The organism is Streptomyces sp. MZ04 (assembly GCF_004684775.1).
Lineage (GTDB): Bacteria > Actinomycetota > Actinomycetes > Streptomycetales > Streptomycetaceae > Streptomyces.
In genome coordinates this window covers 1-17,307 of the sequence record NZ_SRIC01000180.1, presented here as the reverse complement: position 1 = coordinate 17,307, position 17,307 = coordinate 1, and the positions used below count along the sequence as shown (strand labels likewise).

Genomic DNA, 17,307 nt, shown 5'->3' with positions numbered 1-17,307 from the left:
GGGGTGGGGGAGGTACCCGGCTCCGAGGCCGTCGGGGACGGCGCCTGTGACGTGGGTTCCTCCGTCGGGGGCTGCGAGGTGGGCGCCTCCGACGGAGCGGGCGACGCGGGCTCGGTGGGCACCGGCGTCGGCGTCTCCTCGTCCGCGGCCTCCATGGGCGCCGCGAATGCCGCAGGCGCCATCTCCGAGCCGTCGAGCGCCGGGTTGTCCGCCTCCTTGGCCGTCACACCCGGGTCGACGAGGTTGACCTCAAGTCCCGTCGGCAGCGGGGCACTTGAGGTGCCGTCCGCCGCGACCACCCGGACCTCGACGCCGTCGGAGGGGCCGACCCAGAGCGGCTCGGACGCGGCGCGCATGCCCGCCTCGACCTTCTCGGGCAGATGCAGCTCCAGGTCCAGCTTCTGCCAGCCGGTCCACTTGCCGCCCTCGATGGAGCGCGTACGGACCTGCGCCGTGCCGTCGAGCTCCTTCGTCACGCCGGTCCACGAGACGCCGAGCAGCGAGAACTGCTTGGTCGACGTGCGCGGCAGCTCCCTCTCCTTCGCGCCGTCGGCCTTGAGCGCGATGTCGTGCACGCTCACCGGGCGCTTGCCCCGCGAGCCGCCGTCCGTCGAATCCGTCGACGGATCCGCCATCGCGTACGTGATCGCCCCCGCGCCCCCCAGCACGACGGCTCCGATCGTCAGCCACGCCCTGCGCTTGAGACTCAAAGGTCTGTACGCATGCGTGGTACGCGCTGATTCGCGCGGTTTGCGCGGGCTCAAATGCCCCACCCCTTAGCGGAGATACCGGTGGAAATGTCAGCGGAAATGCCGGCGGAATTGCCGGCGGAATTGCCGGAGGAATTGCCGGTTGACCAAAGCGAGTTCGTACGACCGGCCGGGAGGGCAAAGGGTTGTACGCATCAGGGCTCGAAACGACGTGATGTATCCCGCACTCCGGAGGTGTGACGTATGGCCTGAGCATTGCGCTGGGTCACGTGACAGCTGTGAACGAGCGTGGACGAGGAGTGTGGGTGGGGACCGTGGTTCTTGGGGTGGGGAAGCGGCGACAGTGGCTGCGGGCAGCGGCCTGCTGTCTCGTGATGGGCGCGCTCGCGTCCTGCGGTTCGGAGGGGAAGATCTACGAGGGAATGGTCGAGCGGACCCCGGCGGAGCCGCCGAAGCCCGCCGACGAGGTGCGCGGCGATCGGCTCTCCGTGGAGGCCATGGAGCTGCTCAAGAACGCCGAGACCCTGCGCATCGGGGTCGAGATGACCGCCCCGGGCAAGCACCAGAAGATCTCCGTGCACATGGACCGGCACAGCAAATGCACCGGAACCTTCGACGGCGGGCCCGCCAAGAAGGGCGACCTGATCATGCTCGGCGCCGATCAGGCCTACTTCCGGTTCTCGGACGACGCACTCGACGCGATCCGCGCCCAGGGCGTGAGGCTCGGCCCGGAGGCCGCGGCCAGGTCCAGGGAGCGGACGGCGCTCGCACGCGGCAAGTACCTGAAGATCCCGAATGAGCGCCGGGCGCCGAGCGGCGCCTCGCCCACGCAGATGTGCGACCTGAACACGGCGCTCGGAAAGCTGGACGGCGGCTCGGTCAGCGACCTGAGCGGGTCGCGGGCGCTGCCGGAGAAGCGGTGGCACGGACAGCGGGTCACCCCGCTCGTCGAGAAGGACGGCGGGAACGACATGACCGTCTATCTGGCCGTGGGCGACAAGCCGTACATCGTCGGCATGACGCAGACGCGGGGCGACGAGCACATGGTGATGGAGATGTCCGACTACGACAAGCCGGTCGCCGTGCGGGCCCCCGACCCGTCCCTGGTCATCGACTTGGCGGACATCGGCCTTGGCGGTGGCGGCGGCGCACTGTTCGCCGTCTGAACCGCCTGGACCTGTGGCAACCGCCCGGACCTGTGACATTTCTGTGCGCACCGGCGCTGCTCAGCGTGGGGGCACGGACACGGTGAGCCGTGTCGCATCAGTACGAATGGGAAAGCGTGGGCCGAGGAGGAGAACCCCGTCGCGCGCAGGCGCACGACGAGGAGCTTGGCGCGGCTGTCGCGCGGGCGCAGGAGGGTGACGACGCGGCCTTCGCGGTCGCGTACCGCCTGGTGCAGCCGGGGATCCTCGGCTATCTGCGCGGTCTGGTCGGCCACGACGGCGAGACCGCGGAGGACGTGGCGGCCGACGCCTGGCTGGAGATCGCCCGCGATCTGGGGCGGTTCCGCGGTGACGGGGCGGGCTTCCGCGGCTGGACGGCGACCATCGCGCGGCACCGGGCGCTCGACCATCTGCGCCGCCAGAAGGCCCGGCCCCGGCCGTCCGCCCTCGAGCAGGACCTGCTCGAACTCCCCGGACCGCACAGTACTTCGGGCCAGGCCCTCGAGGCGATCTCCACGGAGCAGGCGCTCGCGCTGATCGCAGGACTGCCGCGCGACCAGGCGGAGGCGGTGCTGCTGCGGGTCGTCGTCGGCCTGGACGCCCCCGCGGCGGCCCGCGTACTGGGCAAGCGCCCCGGCGCCGTGCGGACAGCGGCGTACCGGGGGCTCAAGCGCCTTGCCGGGCAGCTGGGCGACACGCGGGGTGTGACGGATGACGGGCCCGGTCCGCTGGGGGAGTCGAGATGACCCGGGAGTCAGGATGGACGTGAACGAGAATCCCTCCGGGGGTGAGCGCGCCCTGGGCGTGCTGCTCGGTGACGCCGTACGGGTCGGCGAGGTCGACCAGGATTCGCAGGCCCGCGCGGTCGCGGCGTTCCGCTCCGCGCGGGGCGACGGCGGCCACCGGACACGCACCCGCCGCCGCGACGACTGGCGTCCCCGCGCGCGCCGCCGCACCCTCGGCTCCCTGCGCGCGGCGACGGGCGCGGTCCTCGCCAGCGTGCTGCTCGGCGGGGTCGCCATCGCCTCCATCGGTACGTCCGGTCAGGACGCCCCGGAGCCGACGCGGCACGACCTCCGCCCGGCGCACTCCGCTCCGGCGGCTCCTTCGTCTGCGCCGCCGAGCGCACCCACGCCGAGGGCCGAGCCGAGCGACCGGCCGAGCAGCAAGGCAAAGGGTGACGACAAGGGCAAGAAGGACGACAAGGGCAAGAAGGACGACAAGGGCAAGAAGAAGGGCCGGCGCTCAGAGCGCCCCCGGGGAACCCACGGCCGCCCGACTGACTTACCGCAGAAGCCTTCCAAGGCCCACGGCAAGCACTGAGGCCCCGGGGGAGGCGCGCCCCGAAGGGGCGCGGGGAACTGCGCGACAAGCCCAAGCGAACCCGCAGACGAACAAAAAACCCGGCGGCGAAAGCCGCAATCCAAGGACGCGGGGCAACCAAAACACCCGCCAAGGCCTCTGCCAAGGTGAGCGGCCGGGGTCGCCACCCCCCACAGGAGAGACCCCGGCCGTCACGCGGCACGGACCGCACGCGGCCCGTACTCCCTTCAGCGCCGCGCGTGCGTTTTCTGTCACACCGCGTTCTGTCACGCGCTAGTTGCGCGTTGTACCAACATGGACGTGAGCCCACTTCAGCCCGTAGCGTGCTGCTTCGCGCCAGGCTGCGGGGGCAGGACCGCAACCGGTGGAGGCGCCTAGGGAGAAGTTGTGCTGGGGGACGACGCGGAACTGACCGCCGCGGTGCTTGCGGCACAGGACGGGGACGAGACCGCGTTCCGGACTGTGTACCGCGCTGTGCACCCGCGGCTGCTCGGCTACGTACGGACGCTGGTCGGAGACCCGGACGCGGAGGATGTCGCGTCCGAGGCCTGGCTGCAGATAGCCCGTGACCTGGACCGGTTCAGCGGTGACGCGGACCGGTTCCGGGGCTGGGCCGCGCGCATAGCGCGCAACCGCGCGCTCGATCACATCCGCATGCGGGGCCGCCGCCCCGCGATAGGCGGCGACGAGACCGAGCTGACCGGGAAGCCGGCCGACGCGGACACCGCGGGCGAGGCGATGGAGTCGCTCGCCACCGGTGACGCCATGGCCCTGATAGCGAAGCTGCCGCAGGACCAGGCCGAGGCGGTCGTCCTGCGTGTGGTCGTCGGGCTCGACGCCAAGAGCGCCGCCCAGACCCTCGGCAAGCGCCCCGGAGCGGTCCGCACGGCCGCGCACCGCGGCCTGAAGCGGCTCGCGGAGCTGCTCGGCGCGGACGGCCCGGTGAACCTGGACGCGCTGGACGCCGTGCCTCCGCAGAGAGAGCCGCGTGGGCGCGCGGTGACATCCGCCGGTGTGACGCAATCGCGTTCGCGGGCGCAGAAGGACATGTGATGGCCGACGAGGATTACAGGTGGCTGGACCGCGACGCGGCGGAGCGTTTGCTGAGCGGTGAGCCCTTCGACGGCGCCGACCATCACACGCGGGAGCGGGCCGAGCAGCTCGCCAAGACCTTGGACTCACTGACCGCCGACGAGCGGGTGCTCGCGGGTCCGCCCGGCGACCTTTCCGCCGAACTCCCTGGTGAAGCCGCCGCGCTCGCGGCTTTCCGGGAGGCCCGTGGCCTTTCCGCAGGGGCCTCTTCTACGCGCGTTGGAGCGGGTCAAACCGTACATATCGCAAGCCCCTCAAGCCGTGCCGGGCCCGGCCGCCCGACCCGCTGGGGCCGCCCCGTGCGCTTCGGGCTCGCCGCCGTGCTCGCGGGCTGCATGGTCGGCGGTGTCGCCGTCGCGGCCGGTACGGGCGTGCTGCCCTCGCCGTTCGGCGGCCGGGGCGAGCAGGGCCCCGCGGCATCCGCGTCGCCCGTCGCGCCGCCGCAGCCGCTGGAGTCGGCGTCGGGCGGGGCGAGCAGCGCGCCGGACGTGGAGCCGGACGACGCGCACACGACACCGGACGGCAGCTCGCGTGAGCCCGGCAGCAGCGCGCCGCCGCGTTCGCCGTCGGAGACCTCCGACGGCGGGTCCCAGGGCAACGGCTCCCAGCGGCCCGGCACCGGCGACTCGGGCCGCGACGACGAAGCCTCCGACTGGCGCCGACAGGTGGTCACCGCCTGCCGCGAGCACCGCAACGGTGACCTCAAGGGCGAGAAGAAGCGCCGCCTGGAGAAGCTCCTCGGCGGCTCCGAGGGGATCACCGAGGCCTGCAACCGCGTGCTCGGCGACGGCGACGGCGACGGCGGAGACCGCGAGGGCGACGGCAGCGGCAGCGGCAGCGGCGGTGGCGAGGACGGCGACAACGACGGCGACAACGACGGCGACGGCTCGTCCGGTGGCGGCAACGACCCCGAGGGCAACGGCGGCGCCAACCCGGCCCCGCCGATCGTCAGTCCGACCAGCCCGCGGAAGCCCACCCCCACCGCGTCCTACAGCGCCCAGCCGGTGCTGCCGTCGCCGTCCTCCTCCACGGGATCCTGACCCGCCTTTTCGCTGGTCGCGCCGCTGATCCGTTGAAGGTGTGACGTTTTTTGAAGCAGGGACGCAGTAATAAGTGAGCCGACTGGTCATCGGCCCGCGCACGAGCCGGGGGTTCCCCCCGTACCTTTGGCTCAGTGCCACCAGCGTGGGCGGGAGACGTTCCCCCGATCCCGCCCACGCTGCCAAATCTTCCGCCCTGCCGGGCTCACTTGTAGACCTCCCGCCCCGCCGGGCTCACTTGTAGACGACGACCTTGTCGCCGTTCCTGACCTGCGCGAACAGGCTCGCGAGCTTCTTCTCGTCGCGTACGTTCACACAGCCGTGCGAGGCGCCGTTGTAGCCCCTCGCCGCGAAGTCCGACGAGTAGTGGACGGCCTGGCCGCCGCTGAAGAACATCGCGTACGGCATGGCGGTGTCGTACAGCGTCGAGACGTGGTGCCGGGACTTCCAGTACACGGTGAACGTGCCGTCGCGGGTCGGCGTGTACTGCGAGCCGAACCGCACGTCCATCGTCGACACGGCCTTGCCGTCGATCATCCAGGTCAGCGTGCGGCTCGCCTTGCTGATGCACAGGACGCGGCCGTTCAGACAGCGCGGATCGGGCTTCGACGGCGGGATGCCGCCCCCCGAGTACAGCTCGAACTTGGTCGGCTTGTGCGTCATGCCGAGCAGCTTCTGCCAGGTCACGGTGTCCGTCGTCCCCGTGCGGGGCAGCCCGCGCTTGCCCTGGAAGCCCTTGACCGCGGTGGCGGTGGAGTCGCCGTACGTGCCCGAGGGGTTCTGGTAGAACCACGCGATCTGGCGCAGCCTGGCCTGCAGCTCCCGCACCTGGGAGCCGCTCTGGCCCCGGTCGAGCAGGGTCTTGGGCGGCGGCTTAGGCGCCGCGGCCGGGGTCTCCGCCCCGCCCGGCTGCTCCCCGCCCTTGCCGGAGCCCTTCTCGCCGCCCTTGCCGGAGCCCTTCTCGCCGCCCTTGTCGGCGTCCTTCTTGTCGCCGTCCCCGGGCTTCGTCGTCGAGATCCGCACGGGAGGCTGCGCCTTCCCGTCCGCATCGACGGCCTGCGCCTTGCATCCGCCGACCAGGGCGGCCATGACCACGGCCCCTGCGGCTATCGCACCCTTGCCCACAACGACCCCCGTGATCGATCGACAGACCCGCTAGAAGTGTTTCCCGCGAGTGACCACCCCTGAACGTTGCCGCATGCTGGAGGCAGCCCACTAGTAGGAGGCGCCGAGAGATGTCCCACGAGCCCCGCGAGTCCGGTTCCCCCGCGTCCCAGTCCCGCGAGTCCGAGTCAGGACTGCCCATCGAGCCCGTGTACGGCCCGGAGGCCCTCGACGGCTGGGACCCCGCCCAGAAGCTGGGCGCACCGGGCGCCTATCCCTACACACGCGGCGTGTACCCCTCCATGTACACGGGCCGCCCCTGGACGATGCGCCAGTACGCGGGCTTCGGCACGGCTGTGGAGTCCAACGCCCGCTACAAGCAGCTGATCGCGAACGGCACGACGGGCCTCTCCGTCGCCTTCGACCTGCCCACCCAGATGGGCCACGACAGCGACGCGCCCCTGGCGCACGGCGAGGTAGGCAAGGTCGGAGTCGCGATCGACTCGGTCGAGGACATGAGGGTCCTGTTCGACGGCATCCCGCTGGACAAGGTCTCGACGTCGATGACGATCAACGCCCCCGCGGCCCTGCTGCTCCTGATGTACCAACTGGTGGCCGAGGAGCAGGGCGTCACGGCCGACCGCCTGACGGGCACGATCCAGAACGACGTCCTGAAGGAGTACATCGCCCGCGGGACGTACATCTTCCCGCCGAAGCCGTCCCTGCGCCTGATCGCGGACATCTTCAAGTACTGCCGCGCCGAGATCCCGAAGTGGAACACCATCTCGATCTCCGGCTATCACATGGCGGAGGCGGGCGCGACGCCCGCGCAGGAGATCGCGTTCACCCTCGCCGACGGCATCGAGTACGTACGCACGGCGGTGGCGGCCGGCATGGACGTCGACGACTTCGCGCCGCGCCTTTCGTTCTTCTTCGTGGCGCGTACGACGCTCCTTGAGGAGGTCGCCAAGTTCCGCGCGGCCAGGCGTATTTGGGCCCATGTCATGCGCGAGGAGTTCGGCGCGAAGAACCCGAAATCCCTGATGCTGCGATTCCACACGCAGACGGCGGGCGTCCAGCTCACCGCCCAGCAGCCCGAGGTGAACCTGGTCCGGGTCGCGGTCCAGGGCCTGGGCGCGGTGCTCGGCGGCACCCAGTCCCTGCACACCAACTCCTTCGACGAGGCGATCGCGCTCCCCACCGACAAGTCGGCCCGCCTGGCCCTGCGTACGCAGCAGGTCCTGGCGTACGAGACGGACGTGACCGCCACGGTCGACCCCTTCGCCGGTTCGTACGTCGTCGAGAAACTGACGGACGACGTGGAGGCGGCCGCTCTCGCCCTCATGGAACGGGTCGAGGACCTGGGCGGCGCGGTCGCCGCGATCGAGCACGGCTTCCAGAAGAACGAGATCGAGCGCAGCGCCTACCGCATCGCCCAGGAGACCGACTCCGGCGAACGCGTGGTGGTCGGCGTCAACCGCTTCCAGCTGGACGCGGAGGAGCCGTACGACCCCCTGCGCGTGGACCCCGCCATCGAGACCCAGCAGGCGGCCCGCCTGGCGAAGCTGCGGACGGACCGCGATCAGGCCGCGGTGGACGCGGCGCTCTCCTCGCTCCAGGACGCGGCGAAGGGCGAGGCGAACGTCCTCTACCCGATGAAGGACGCGCTGCGGGCCCGGGCGACGGTGGGCGAGGTGTGCAATGCGCTGCGGGAGGTGTGGGGGGCGTATGTGCCGACGGACGCTTTCTGACCAGGGGGTTACTCGAATGGGTGATGGAGGGCGAAATGACGGCGAGGGCGGCTACGCTCATGAAGAGTGCTCCCGAAAGGAGGCTGCCATGGCCGTGATAATGCATGAGACGTCGCTCGCCGATGCTGCCGACCGCCTCTGGGAAGAGCTGCCCGGACACCGGGTGGAGATCCTCAACGGGAGCATTGTTGTGACACCGCCGCCGGATGGCTCGCACCAGGTGACCTTGTCCCGCCTCACCAGGAGGTTCTACGAAGCAGGGACAGACGAAGCAGGCGTCGAGCCCCTGCAGGGGATCGGCCTCTGGCTGCCGACCGGTCCTGACGATTATGCGGTGCCCGACCTCTCCATTGTCGATATTGACTTCAGGGATGAGGCCGTCGAGAAGAACTGCTACGCCCCGCAGGTGTTCCGGCTGGTCATGGAAGTGACATCGTCCAACTGGGGCAACGACCTGGTGACGAAGGTCGAGACCTACGCCAGGACGCGCATCCCCGTATACGTCGTCGTCGATCGAAAGCACGACGAGGTGCTGGTGTATTCGGACCCCGACGGGGACGAGTACGTGACCTGCTCCCGCTACAAGCGTGGCCAGACCGTCCCCGTCCCCCCGTCCGTAGGCGTCACCCTCGACCTCTCCGTGGACACCCTCCTCGACGGCGACTGACCGTCCGCTGAGCGGACGCCGCCCCCCGCTGTCGCAAGCCCGTGCGACACTCCGCCCATGCTGGGTGTCATCGATCTTCCGACCTATCTCGCGGGCCTCGTCCTCATCATTCTGCTGCCGGGACCGAACTCGCTGTACGTGCTCTCCGTCGCCGCCCGGCGCGGCATACGCACCGGCTATACCGCCGCCGCGGGTGTCTGGTGCGGTGACACCGTCCTGATGACGCTGTCGGCGGCCGGAGTGGCGTCCCTGCTGCAGGCCAACGCCGTGCTCTTCGGGATCGTGAAGTACGCCGGTGCCGGGTATCTGACCTGGCTCGCGGTCGGGATGCTGCGGGCCGCGATCGGCATGTGGCGGGCGCGGCGCGAGAAGTCCGTGGAGCAGGCGGACGGGGCGGGCGGCTCGATGGAGCGGCCGTTCCGGCGGGCCCTCGTGATCAGCCTCCTGAACCCGAAGGCCATCCTCTTCTTCATCGCCTTCTTCGTGCAGTTCGTGGATCCCGGGTACGCCTACCCCGCGCTGTCCTTCGTCGTGCTCGGCGCCTTCGCCCAGATCGCGAGCTTCCTCTATCTCACCGCCCTGATATTCAGCGGCACCAAGCTGTCGGCCGCCTTCCGCCGCCGCAAGCGGCTCTCGGCGGGGGCCACTTCGGTGGCGGGTGCGCTGTTCCTCGGGTTCGCGGTGAAGCTGTCGCTCGCCAGCGTGTGAGCGTCTGAGGAGCGGCTCAGTGGTGCCAGGCCCCGCCTCCCACGTTGTGGATCATGCGCTGGAGGACCTTGAGGGTGCGGATGTACTCCTCGTCCGTGATGCCCTCGTGGATCTCCGCGCGCGTCTTCTGCTGGCGCGCGGCGGTGTCGTCCCGGAGCCTGCGGCCCTCGTCGGTGATGCGGAGCCGGCCGTCGGTGTCCTCGGTGAGCAGGGCGCGGTCGTGCAGGGCGCTGATGTTGTGGTGCAGGGAGTTGTCGCCCACGTTCAGGTAGCCGCGCAGGGTGGCCACCACCTCCGCCTTGTCACGCCCGCCGTCGGCGATGATCTGGTTCAGGATCCACCACTGGGGCTGAGTGAGCCCGGCCTCGGCCAGCATGGTGCGGATGTGGTGGACGACGGCCTCTCCCGCCGCCGATGCCCAGTAGCCGATGGGCTGGTCGATGAGTTCTTCGTCGCTGTGGGAGTACGTGAAAGTGGTCATGCCCCAGAACGTAGAACCTGAAGTTCAGTTGAGGTCAACTGATTCCGAGGGTGACCTTGAGATGGTCCGTGAGGCCCGTCGCGTCCTCGCCCGCCCAGGCGATGTATCCGTCGGGGCGGACCAGGAACAGGCCCTTCCCGTACGGCGCGCACTCCGACGTGCGGTGTACGTGGATCAAGTCACCGTCCAGGAGCGGCAGTTCGGCCTCGTCCACGTCGACGGCCAGCAGCGTGAAGTGCGGCCCCCGGAACGCGTCGAACAGCCTGCCCCCGCCGTACGGCCCGTCCGGCGCCCGGTCGCCCGCCCGCAGCGCCTCGTCCGCCAGGCCGCCGCGGGTCTCCGCCGTCAGGGAGCTGTCCCGGTAGCCGAGGCCCAGCTGCCGGGTGGCCGCGCCGCGCCGCTCCTCGCCCCGGTGGATGCGGGTGGAGAGGCCGAGCATCTGGGCGGCGTTGGGCAGCCGTTCCTCCTCGTAGGTGTCGAGGAGGGCCTCCGGTGCGGCGTCCCGCAGGACCGCGCCCAGCTTCCACCCCAGGTTGTAGGCGTCCTGGACGCTGGTGTTCAGGCCCTGCCCGCCCGCGGGGGAGTGCACATGCGCCGCGTCCCCGGCCAGGAACACCCGGCCCTCGCGGAAGCGGTCCGCCATCGCCGCGCGCGGCCGGAAGTCGGAGGCCCAGCGCACCTCGGTCACCTCGTCGGCGGTGAGATGGGTGCGGGCCGCGACGACCTTGCGTACGCCGTCCAGTGAGGTGTCGGGGGCGGACCCGTCCGTGAACTGGGCCGTGAGCTGGAAGTCGGCGGTGCCCGGCAGCGGGCAGATCGCCAGGAACCCCGCACCCTCGGCGGTGGGCGCGAACATGTGCCAGTTGTCGCGGTCCAGGGCGGGGATGCGGACGTCGGCCACCAGGATCGGATGCGGGTCCACGGTCTCGCCCGTCATGCCGATGCCCAGCGCCGCCCGCACGGTGGAGCGGCCGCCGTCGGCCGCCACGGCGTAGGCGGCGCGGACGGTCCGCCCGTCCGAGAGGCGGGCGGTGACGCCTTCCCCGTCCTGCGTCAGATCGCTCAGCCCGGCGCCGAACTCCACCTCGGAGCCGCCGAGTTCGCGCAGACGGGCGTACAGGATCTCCTGCGTGCGCCACTGGGGGAGCAGCAAGGGGGCCGCGTACGGAGCGTCGGCCGTCGGCTCCGTCTCGTCGAACATCCGGTGCTCGTCCTGCCGCGCGCCGTCCTGCCAGACCATGCCGACCGGGGCCGGGCCGCCCGCCGCGAGGGCCGCGTCGATGATCCCGAGGTCGTCGAAGACCTCCTGGGTGCGGGGCTGGATGCCCTTGCCGCGCGAGCCGGGGAAGAGGGCGGCGGCCCGCTCGACGACCAGGGCGCGTACGCCGCGCCGGGCGAGGTCGCAGGCCAGGGTCAGTCCGGTGGGGCCCGCGCCCACGATGAGTACGTCCGTCATCAGCGGAGTTTCCTTAACGCTGTTAAGTGCCATGCCCCGAGCCTGCGCTTAACGGTGTTAAATTGTCAAGGTGGCTACGACACCGCTGGACCGGACCCGCGTCGCGCGCACCGCGCTGAAGCTCCTGAACGAGACGGGGCTCGACGGGCTCACCCTGCGTGCCATCGCCAAGGATCTTGACGTCAAGGCGCCCGCGCTCTACTGGCACTTCAAGGACAAGCAGGCGCTGCTCGACGAGATGGCGACGGAGATGATGCGCCGCATGACCGAGGACCTCGCGGCAGGCGCGGACGCCGTGCGGGACGCCGACTGGCGGACCGCCCTCGCCGCCGCGATGCGGGGCCTGCGGCGGCATCTGCTGATGTACCGGGACGGCGCGAAGGTCTACAGCGGTACGCACTTCACCGACACGTCGTACGCCGAGCCCATGGAGGCCCAGCTGCGCATGCTCACCGGCGGCGGGTTCACGCCGGGCGGGGCGGCCCGCGCCTGGGCCACGGCGTACAGCTACACGATCGGATACGTGATCGAGGAGCAGGCCATGGGGCCCGACCCCGCGAAGGAGGAGGGCGGCTACGACCTGGCGGCCCGCGCCGAGCGCCTGGCCGCCTATCCGCTGGCGGCGGCCGCCGGGCAGGAGATGTTCCGCGACTACGACGCGGGGTTCGAAAAAGGGCTCACCGCGATCGTCGCCGGGATCGCGGCGACGATGCGGGAACAGCTATAGGGCGTATCACTTCCGGGCCAGCAGGCCCGTCCTGATCAGGGGCGTGAGGCGCTCCTCCACGAAGCGGTTCAGGAGCCACGCCAGGGTCAGCATCGCCCCGATGGTCAGGGCGAACGTCGCGTACGACGGGAGGCCGAGCCCCCGGTGCAGCGCCGCCACCGTCACCCAGCCCAGGTGCTCGTGCACCAGGTAGAACGGGTACGTCAGCGCCCCCGCCACCGTCAGCCACTGCCAGTCGACGCGGTGCAGCGCGCCGATGGCGATCAGCAGGACCGCCGCGAAGCCCGCCGTCACGACGGCGATGATGCCGAACGACGTGCGGTAGGAGAAGAAGTCCGGGTTCGGGGCGTGCCAGAGGCGGGAGACCGCGTAGTGCTGGCCGATCAGCCAGCTCACCCCCACGATGCCCCAGGCCGTGAGGTCCCTGCGGTCGCGGTGGACGAGGTAGATGCCGATGCCGCCGATGAAGAAGGGGGCGTACTCGGGCATCAGGACGAGGTCGAGCAGCGGCTCGTTCGCGCCCTCCGCGACCGCCGCCGCCAGGGTCCACACCGCGCAGAACAGGATGACGCGGGCCCGGTTCGCGCCCGGCAGGACCACGAAGAGCGCGAAGAGCGCGTAGAAGCGCAGCTCGGCCCAGAGCGTCCAGCACACGCCCAACACCCGGTCCACGCCGAGCGGTTGCTGCAGCATGGTGAGGTTCACCAGCGCGTCGCTCGGCGCGACCGCCTCGTAGGTGACGACGGGGAGTGCGAAGACCGCCGTCACCAAGATGATCGCGGCCCAGTAGGAAGGGAAGAGCCGGGAGACGCGTGACGCGAAGAAGGACCGCAGCGGTCGGCCCCAGCCGCTCATGCAGATCACGAAGCCGCTGATGACGAAGAAGATCTGCACGCCGAGGCAGCCGTACGCGAACCAGTTGTGCGCGGTGGGGAATTGAAGGCGCGGCGAGCTGCCCCAGGCCTCGGTGATCTCACCGTCGCGGCCGCCGTAGTGGTAGGCCGCCACCATCAGCGCCGCGATGAGCCGCAGCCCGTCGAGCGCTCTGAGACGTGGGCGCGCGCGCCTGGCGGCCGGGGCCGGGATGGTGCGCGCAAGGGTGTCCGCTGTGTCCCGCCCCGGTGAGTTCTTCGGGAGCGTGGTGCCGGGAGAACTCATCCGAGCGCGGTCCGCTTGATGGTGCGCTTGACCGAGCGGGCCCGCCGGGCGACCCGGCGCACGGCCGCGTTGCGCGGGATGAACGACAGCTGCGAGGGCAGCGCGCCGGGCAGCGCGAGCGCGGTGAGGCGGCGCCGCTTGAAGTAGCGCCAGGTGTGCGGTGAGAGGTGCTGCGAGAGATAGCGCTCGGCGGCGGTCCGCCGGCGCGGATAGATCTGCGGCTGCATGGCGAACCCGACGGCGACGAGCAGCTCGCCCAACCGGGCTGTGGGCATGCCGGGTTGGCGCCCGGTGACCGCATCCTTGTCCATGAGATCCGGCAGCAGCGCGTCCACGATCGTGACCGGTACGCGGTTGCTGTTCTGGTAGGGCGCGAGGCGCTCCAGGAGGGTCTCCGTGCCGGTGCGCGCGACGGGGAGGTTGTAGAGCGCGGAAGCGGTGAGCAGGCCGGTCGAGAAGCAGCCGATGACCAGGGCCGGGCGCATCCGCTGGTAGAGCACCTCGGCGAGCACCGGCGAATCGAGGACGGTCAGCTCGACGCCGATCGCCTCCGCCTCCTTCTCCAGGAGCCGCGACCAGCGGGCGGGCGCGCTCGGGTGTGGCTTGAACACCACGCGGGTGTGGCCGAGTTCGGCGGCGCCGCGCACCATGCGTACATGCAGCTCCTCCTCTTCCTCGGCGGTCAGGATGCCGAGGGCGGAGAGGTACTGGCCGAGCAGCAGGGCGGGTTCGGCGATGGCAGGGATGTCTGCGAGGTCCGTCTCGGTGTCGGCCAGCTGCCCGAGGACCTTCACGAAGGCCTCGGTCGGCACGATCTCCGGCGGTACGTCGAACTCGGTCAGGAGCAGCGGGGTCAGGCCCGGCACCAGGTCCAGGTGAAGGAGCCGCCGTACGCGCGTGCCGACCAGCGGGTCGATCTTGTTGCGGGTGGGGCCGTAGCTCATCAGGCCGTCCGCGTAGACGTCCACGGGCGCGCCCGTGAAGATCTGCGCGAGCGCTAGCGCCGGATTGACCTGGATCGACTCGACCGCCAGCTCGATGTCGTCGTCACCGAGGTCCCACAGGAGCCGGACGTACCGCTCCCACATCGGGATGTCGTCCGACCGGGGTGACCAGCCGCCCGGATGAAAAGGGCAGATGGCCTCGTTCCAGGAACGTACCTCGTCGAACCGGTCGCGCAGCCGCGCGAACCCCGGCATCTCGTCCACGGAGAGGGTCGTCTCCGGCGTCGCCGCGTTATTGCTGACCAGGAGGATCCGCCGGTCGGCGGGGCCGAACCGGTCGGTGTCGATCGCGGCGGCCAGCGTCGCCGTGCCGTACAGCGTGGACGCCATGAAGATCTGCGTCTTCGCCATTACGCGGCCACCTCCGCCGACACCGGACGCCGGCGCAGTCGGCGAAGCCGCGTCGCCCGCTGTATGTCCATGGAGTCGAGGGCGTCGTCCAGGACACCCTGCGGCATCCGCTTCAGCGCGGCCGCACTCATTGACTTCAATTTCCGCGCCACAGGTGGCTCGAACCTTTCGATGGATCCCAGATGGTGGGAAATGATCGCGCAGTAAGTACGGACTGCCTTGGGCAGGAGTTTGTCCGCGTCGCGGTCCGCGGCGGTTTCCCGTACGACCTGGTCGAATGCCCGGATGAAATCGAGCTGCCGTACGTCGCCGATCTGTGTCAGTGACGATGCGACGCCGCGCCGGTAGAACACACCGAGCAGCCCCACCGCGGCGAACGACTCCGCCTCGCGGTGCAGGCGCCAGATCCACGGCCGGTCCTCCGCGGTGCGCAGGCCGTCCGTGAAGTGCAGCAGACCGCGGTCGGCAAGGCGCCGGTGGTAGATGCCCGCCCAGGCGTACGCGTAGTCGACGGACGTCGAGCGGTCGGCGGGCAGGATCACCTCCCGCGGCGACATCGCCACACCGCGCAGGCCGTGCGGGACGCGGTGGACGCTGCGCGCCCGCGCGGTGCACTGCACATGATCGGTGCGCACGAAGTCGCACCCCAACTGCTCGATGGAGTCGACCAGTTGGGAGTAGTAGCCGGGCGCGAGCCAGTCGTCACCGTCCAGGAAGGTGAGGTACTCGCCACGTGCCGCGTCGAGGCCCGTGTTGCGGGCGGTCGCCAGACCGCCGTTCGTCTCATGTCTGAGATGGACGGCACCGGGCAGCTCGCGCGCGGCACGCTCCAGAATCTCTGGAGTCTCATCCTTCGAACAGTCGTCGACGAGAATGAATTCGAAGTCTTCGCGTGCGTTCGCCCGCAGACTCTTCAAGGTGTCGGGCGCGTATTGCTGCACGTTGTAGAACGGCACGATGACGGAGAGCTTAACCACGTGGGTGACGTTAGGTGTCGGCCCGGCATTCGTCTTGACCGATGGTGAGATGTCAGGTGAACGACGCATGGCGGAATGGTTAACCCGGCTCCTTACCAGCGGTTTCCGGGGCTGATTCGCCATTCGTCGGCATGCTGTTAACCGTTTGTTGCACCTGAGTTGGGCCGCGAATCGAAATGCCTTCCTAGCGTCCTTCCTGTGCCAGTAAGCAACAGCGGGACGACACGGATCACCGTGCTCGCCGACTCCGACACCCGGTGGAAATGGGGTGCGCTCACCGCGAGCCGCCTCACCGGCGGGGACCCGGACACGCGCCTCGACGGACGCCTCCTGAGGGGCCGGGCCACGCCCACCGTCCGCCAGCTCGAAGAGGTCGGGGTGCGCGCGGACTCGCTCCGCGAGGTCACCGCCATCGAGTTCCTGCGCGAGATCGAGCGCGAGGCGCCCGACGTGATCGTGCTCGCCCTCGTGGGCGGCGCGGTCCAGGCGGTGCTCCACGGGCTCGCCCGGATAGCCGAGGACTCGGCGGGATCAGGGCCCTTTGGCAAGCGCCCCGTCGTCGTCACCGGCTATGTCGGCGTCGTCTACGAGAAGCTCGCCGACGGCCTGCTGCTGCGGCACGGCGCGGACGTGGTCCTCGCCAACTCCCGCCAGGACGCGGAGCGTTTCCGTGCCGTGTACGAGGGAGTGGGCGCCGACGCGGCATCGGTGACGGAGGCCGCGCTGCCGTTCCTCGGCGGGGCGGCCTACGAGCGACACGACCCGTACACGGTCGTCTTCGCCGCGCAGCCCTCCGTACCGGAGAGCCGCGAGCAGCGCACCTACCTGCTGCGCCGCATGGTCGAGCACGCACGCCTGCACCCGGACCGCGAGGTCCTGATCAAGCTGCGCAGCAAGCCCGGCGAGCACACCACGCACATCGAGGAACTGCCGTACCAGAAGCTCGCCAAGGGCGAGGCGCTGCCGCCCAACTGCCGTCTGGTGTACGGGAACATGGGCGAGGTCCTCGACCGCACCGATCTGCTCGTCACGGTCAGCTCCACCGCCGCGCTCGAATCCCTGCACCGCCGCATCCCCACCGCGGTCCTCACCGACCTCGGGGTGCGCGAGGCGCTCGGCAACCACCACTTCATCGGCTCCGGATGCCTCACGTCCTGGGACGAGATCGACGCGGGGCACAGCCCCGAGGCCGCTCCGGAGTGGGTCGCACGGCAGGGCGTCGCGCCCGACGGGACGTACGAGAAGGCCTTCGACACGGCGCGCGAACGGGTCACCGAACTCCTGGCACAGCCCGAACTGCCGCCCATCGCCCCGTACTACAGCCTCACCACCGCCCCCGGATACCTCCCCGGCATCCTGGCCCGCCACCACCTCGGCCCGGACGGCGCCCCGCTGCCCGGCGCACCCGCCGCGGACCGCGAGCCGGGCCCGGTGCGCCAGGCGGTCCGCAGCGCGGCGCGCGGCGCCTACCGGCACGGGGTGCAGCGCGTGGCCCCCGTCATCCGGCGGATGGGCGAGCTGTGATCCCGCCGCAAGGCCTCCCCTCCCCAGGTCTTCCCAGTCAAGGCACCCCCCAAGGAGCCCCCATGTCC

The 17,307-nt window shown here is 70.6% G+C and carries 16 protein-coding genes and 1 pseudogene; 10 read left to right on the top strand and 7 right to left on the bottom strand.

The genetic code is table 11. The features are described 5' to 3' along the window. Positions 1-710 (bottom strand): annotated as a pseudogene (locus E2651_RS29215) (N-acetylmuramoyl-L-alanine amidase); the annotation flags it as partial. A gap of 305 nt (positions 711-1,015) precedes the next feature. On the opposite strand from E2651_RS29215, the gene E2651_RS29210 reads away from it, so the two are divergent. The 5 genes from E2651_RS29210 to E2651_RS29190 all read left to right on the top strand — a co-directional run bounded on the left by E2651_RS29210 (position 1,016) and on the right by E2651_RS29190 (position 5,331). Next, entirely contained in the window at positions 1,016-1,876 is an 861-nt protein-coding gene (locus E2651_RS29210; RefSeq protein WP_135334246.1) for a hypothetical protein, read from the top strand. 116 nt (positions 1,877-1,992) lie between these two features. Next, positions 1,993-2,622: an RNA polymerase sigma factor gene (locus E2651_RS29205; RefSeq protein ID WP_135334245.1), complete on the top strand. Its 630-nt coding sequence runs from the start codon at positions 1,993-1,995 to the stop codon at positions 2,620-2,622. A 13-nt stretch (positions 2,623-2,635) separates the two neighbouring features. Further along, on the top strand, positions 2,636-3,199 hold the full coding sequence (locus E2651_RS29200; RefSeq protein WP_135334244.1) for a hypothetical protein: 564 nt from the start codon (positions 2,636-2,638) through the stop codon (positions 3,197-3,199). 387 nt (positions 3,200-3,586) lie between these two features. Next, complete coding sequence (locus E2651_RS29195) at positions 3,587-4,252, top strand: RNA polymerase sigma factor (protein WP_135334243.1); 666 nt, start codon at positions 3,587-3,589, stop codon at positions 4,250-4,252. Continuing rightward, a complete protein-coding gene (locus E2651_RS29190; RefSeq protein WP_135334242.1) occupies positions 4,252-5,331 on the top strand; it encodes a hypothetical protein in 1,080 nt (359 codons plus the stop codon). The genes E2651_RS29195 and E2651_RS29190 overlap by 1 nt, the downstream gene beginning before the upstream one ends. A gap of 234 nt (positions 5,332-5,565) precedes the next feature. On the opposite strand, the gene E2651_RS29185 is transcribed toward E2651_RS29190, so the two are convergent. Beyond that, positions 5,566-6,420 (bottom strand): L,D-transpeptidase family protein, encoded by an 855-nt coding sequence (locus tag E2651_RS29185; protein ID WP_135334241.1) that lies wholly within the window; start codon positions 6,418-6,420, stop codon positions 5,566-5,568. Between the two features lie 146 nt (positions 6,421-6,566). Between E2651_RS29185 and E2651_RS29180 the strand changes: the two genes are divergently transcribed. The 3 genes from E2651_RS29180 to leuE all read left to right on the top strand — a co-directional run bounded on the left by E2651_RS29180 (position 6,567) and on the right by leuE (position 9,561). Then, positions 6,567-8,186, top strand: coding sequence for a methylmalonyl-CoA mutase family protein (locus E2651_RS29180; RefSeq protein WP_135334240.1), 1,620 nt, complete (start codon positions 6,567-6,569; stop codon positions 8,184-8,186). A gap of 88 nt (positions 8,187-8,274) precedes the next feature. Beyond that, positions 8,275-8,853: a Uma2 family endonuclease gene (locus E2651_RS29175; protein WP_135334239.1), complete on the top strand. Its 579-nt coding sequence runs from the start codon at positions 8,275-8,277 to the stop codon at positions 8,851-8,853. Between the two features lie 57 nt (positions 8,854-8,910). Further along, entirely contained in the window at positions 8,911-9,561 is a 651-nt protein-coding gene (gene leuE, locus E2651_RS29170) for a leucine efflux protein LeuE (RefSeq protein ID WP_135334238.1), read from the top strand. A 16-nt stretch (positions 9,562-9,577) separates the two neighbouring features. On the opposite strand, the gene E2651_RS29165 is transcribed toward leuE, so the two are convergent. After that, positions 9,578-10,042, bottom strand: coding sequence for a MarR family winged helix-turn-helix transcriptional regulator (locus E2651_RS29165; RefSeq protein WP_135334237.1), 465 nt, complete (start codon positions 10,040-10,042; stop codon positions 9,578-9,580). A gap of 34 nt (positions 10,043-10,076) precedes the next feature. Continuing rightward, complete coding sequence (locus E2651_RS29160) at positions 10,077-11,531, bottom strand: FAD-dependent monooxygenase (protein ID WP_135334236.1); 1,455 nt, start codon at positions 11,529-11,531, stop codon at positions 10,077-10,079. Positions 11,532-11,568: 37 nt separating this feature from the next. Between E2651_RS29160 and E2651_RS29155 the strand changes: the two genes are divergently transcribed. Next, entirely contained in the window at positions 11,569-12,225 is a 657-nt protein-coding gene (locus E2651_RS29155; protein WP_245239318.1) for a TetR/AcrR family transcriptional regulator C-terminal domain-containing protein, read from the top strand. A gap of 6 nt (positions 12,226-12,231) precedes the next feature. Here E2651_RS29155 and E2651_RS29150 read toward each other — a convergent pair whose 3' ends face one another. Genes E2651_RS29150 through E2651_RS29140 form a run of 3 tightly spaced genes read right to left on the bottom strand, consistent with a single transcriptional unit; the run spans position 12,232 to position 15,715 of the window. Next, positions 12,232-13,383 (bottom strand): acyltransferase, encoded by a 1,152-nt coding sequence (locus E2651_RS29150; protein ID WP_135334234.1) that lies wholly within the window; start codon positions 13,381-13,383, stop codon positions 12,232-12,234. Next, complete coding sequence (locus E2651_RS29145) at positions 13,380-14,738, bottom strand: alpha-2,8-polysialyltransferase family protein (protein ID WP_135334233.1); 1,359 nt, start codon at positions 14,736-14,738, stop codon at positions 13,380-13,382. Before E2651_RS29145 ends, E2651_RS29150 begins: the two co-directional genes overlap by 4 nt. Beyond that, the gene (locus E2651_RS29140) at positions 14,738-15,715 is read right to left on the bottom strand and encodes a glycosyltransferase family 2 protein (RefSeq protein WP_135334232.1); all 978 of its coding nucleotides are present in this window, start codon (positions 15,713-15,715) and stop codon (positions 14,738-14,740) included. The genes E2651_RS29145 and E2651_RS29140 overlap by 1 nt, the downstream gene beginning before the upstream one ends. A 198-nt stretch (positions 15,716-15,913) precedes the next feature. Between E2651_RS29140 and E2651_RS29135 the strand changes: the two genes are divergently transcribed. After that, a complete protein-coding gene (locus E2651_RS29135) occupies positions 15,914-17,239 on the top strand; it encodes a DUF6716 putative glycosyltransferase (protein ID WP_135334231.1) in 1,326 nt (441 codons plus the stop codon). The last annotated feature ends 68 nt before the right edge of the window (positions 17,240-17,307 follow it).

Bases quoted from the DNA above. Each gene is read 5' to 3' on its own strand.
- E2651_RS29200 (WP_135334244.1), top strand. From the start codon at position 2,636: ATGGACGTGAACGAGAATCCCTCCGGGGGTGAGCGCGCCCTGGGCGTG.
- E2651_RS29190 (WP_135334242.1), top strand. From the start codon at position 4,252: ATGGCCGACGAGGATTACAGGTGGCTGGACCGCGACGCGGCGGAGCGT.
- E2651_RS29185 (WP_135334241.1), bottom strand. From the start codon at position 6,420: ATGGCCGCCCTGGTCGGCGGATGCAAGGCGCAGGCCGTCGATGCGGAC.
- E2651_RS29180 (WP_135334240.1), top strand. From the start codon at position 6,567: ATGTCCCACGAGCCCCGCGAGTCCGGTTCCCCCGCGTCCCAGTCCCGC.
- E2651_RS29175 (WP_135334239.1), top strand. From the start codon at position 8,275: ATGGCCGTGATAATGCATGAGACGTCGCTCGCCGATGCTGCCGACCGC.
- leuE (WP_135334238.1), top strand. From the start codon at position 8,911: ATGCTGGGTGTCATCGATCTTCCGACCTATCTCGCGGGCCTCGTCCTC.
- E2651_RS29165 (WP_135334237.1), bottom strand. From the start codon at position 10,042: ATGACCACTTTCACGTACTCCCACAGCGACGAAGAACTCATCGACCAG.
- E2651_RS29160 (WP_135334236.1), bottom strand. From the start codon at position 11,531: ATGGCACTTAACAGCGTTAAGGAAACTCCGCTGATGACGGACGTACTC.
- E2651_RS29150 (WP_135334234.1), bottom strand. From the start codon at position 13,383: ATGAGTTCTCCCGGCACCACGCTCCCGAAGAACTCACCGGGGCGGGAC.
- E2651_RS29145 (WP_135334233.1), bottom strand. From the start codon at position 14,738: ATGGCGAAGACGCAGATCTTCATGGCGTCCACGCTGTACGGCACGGCG.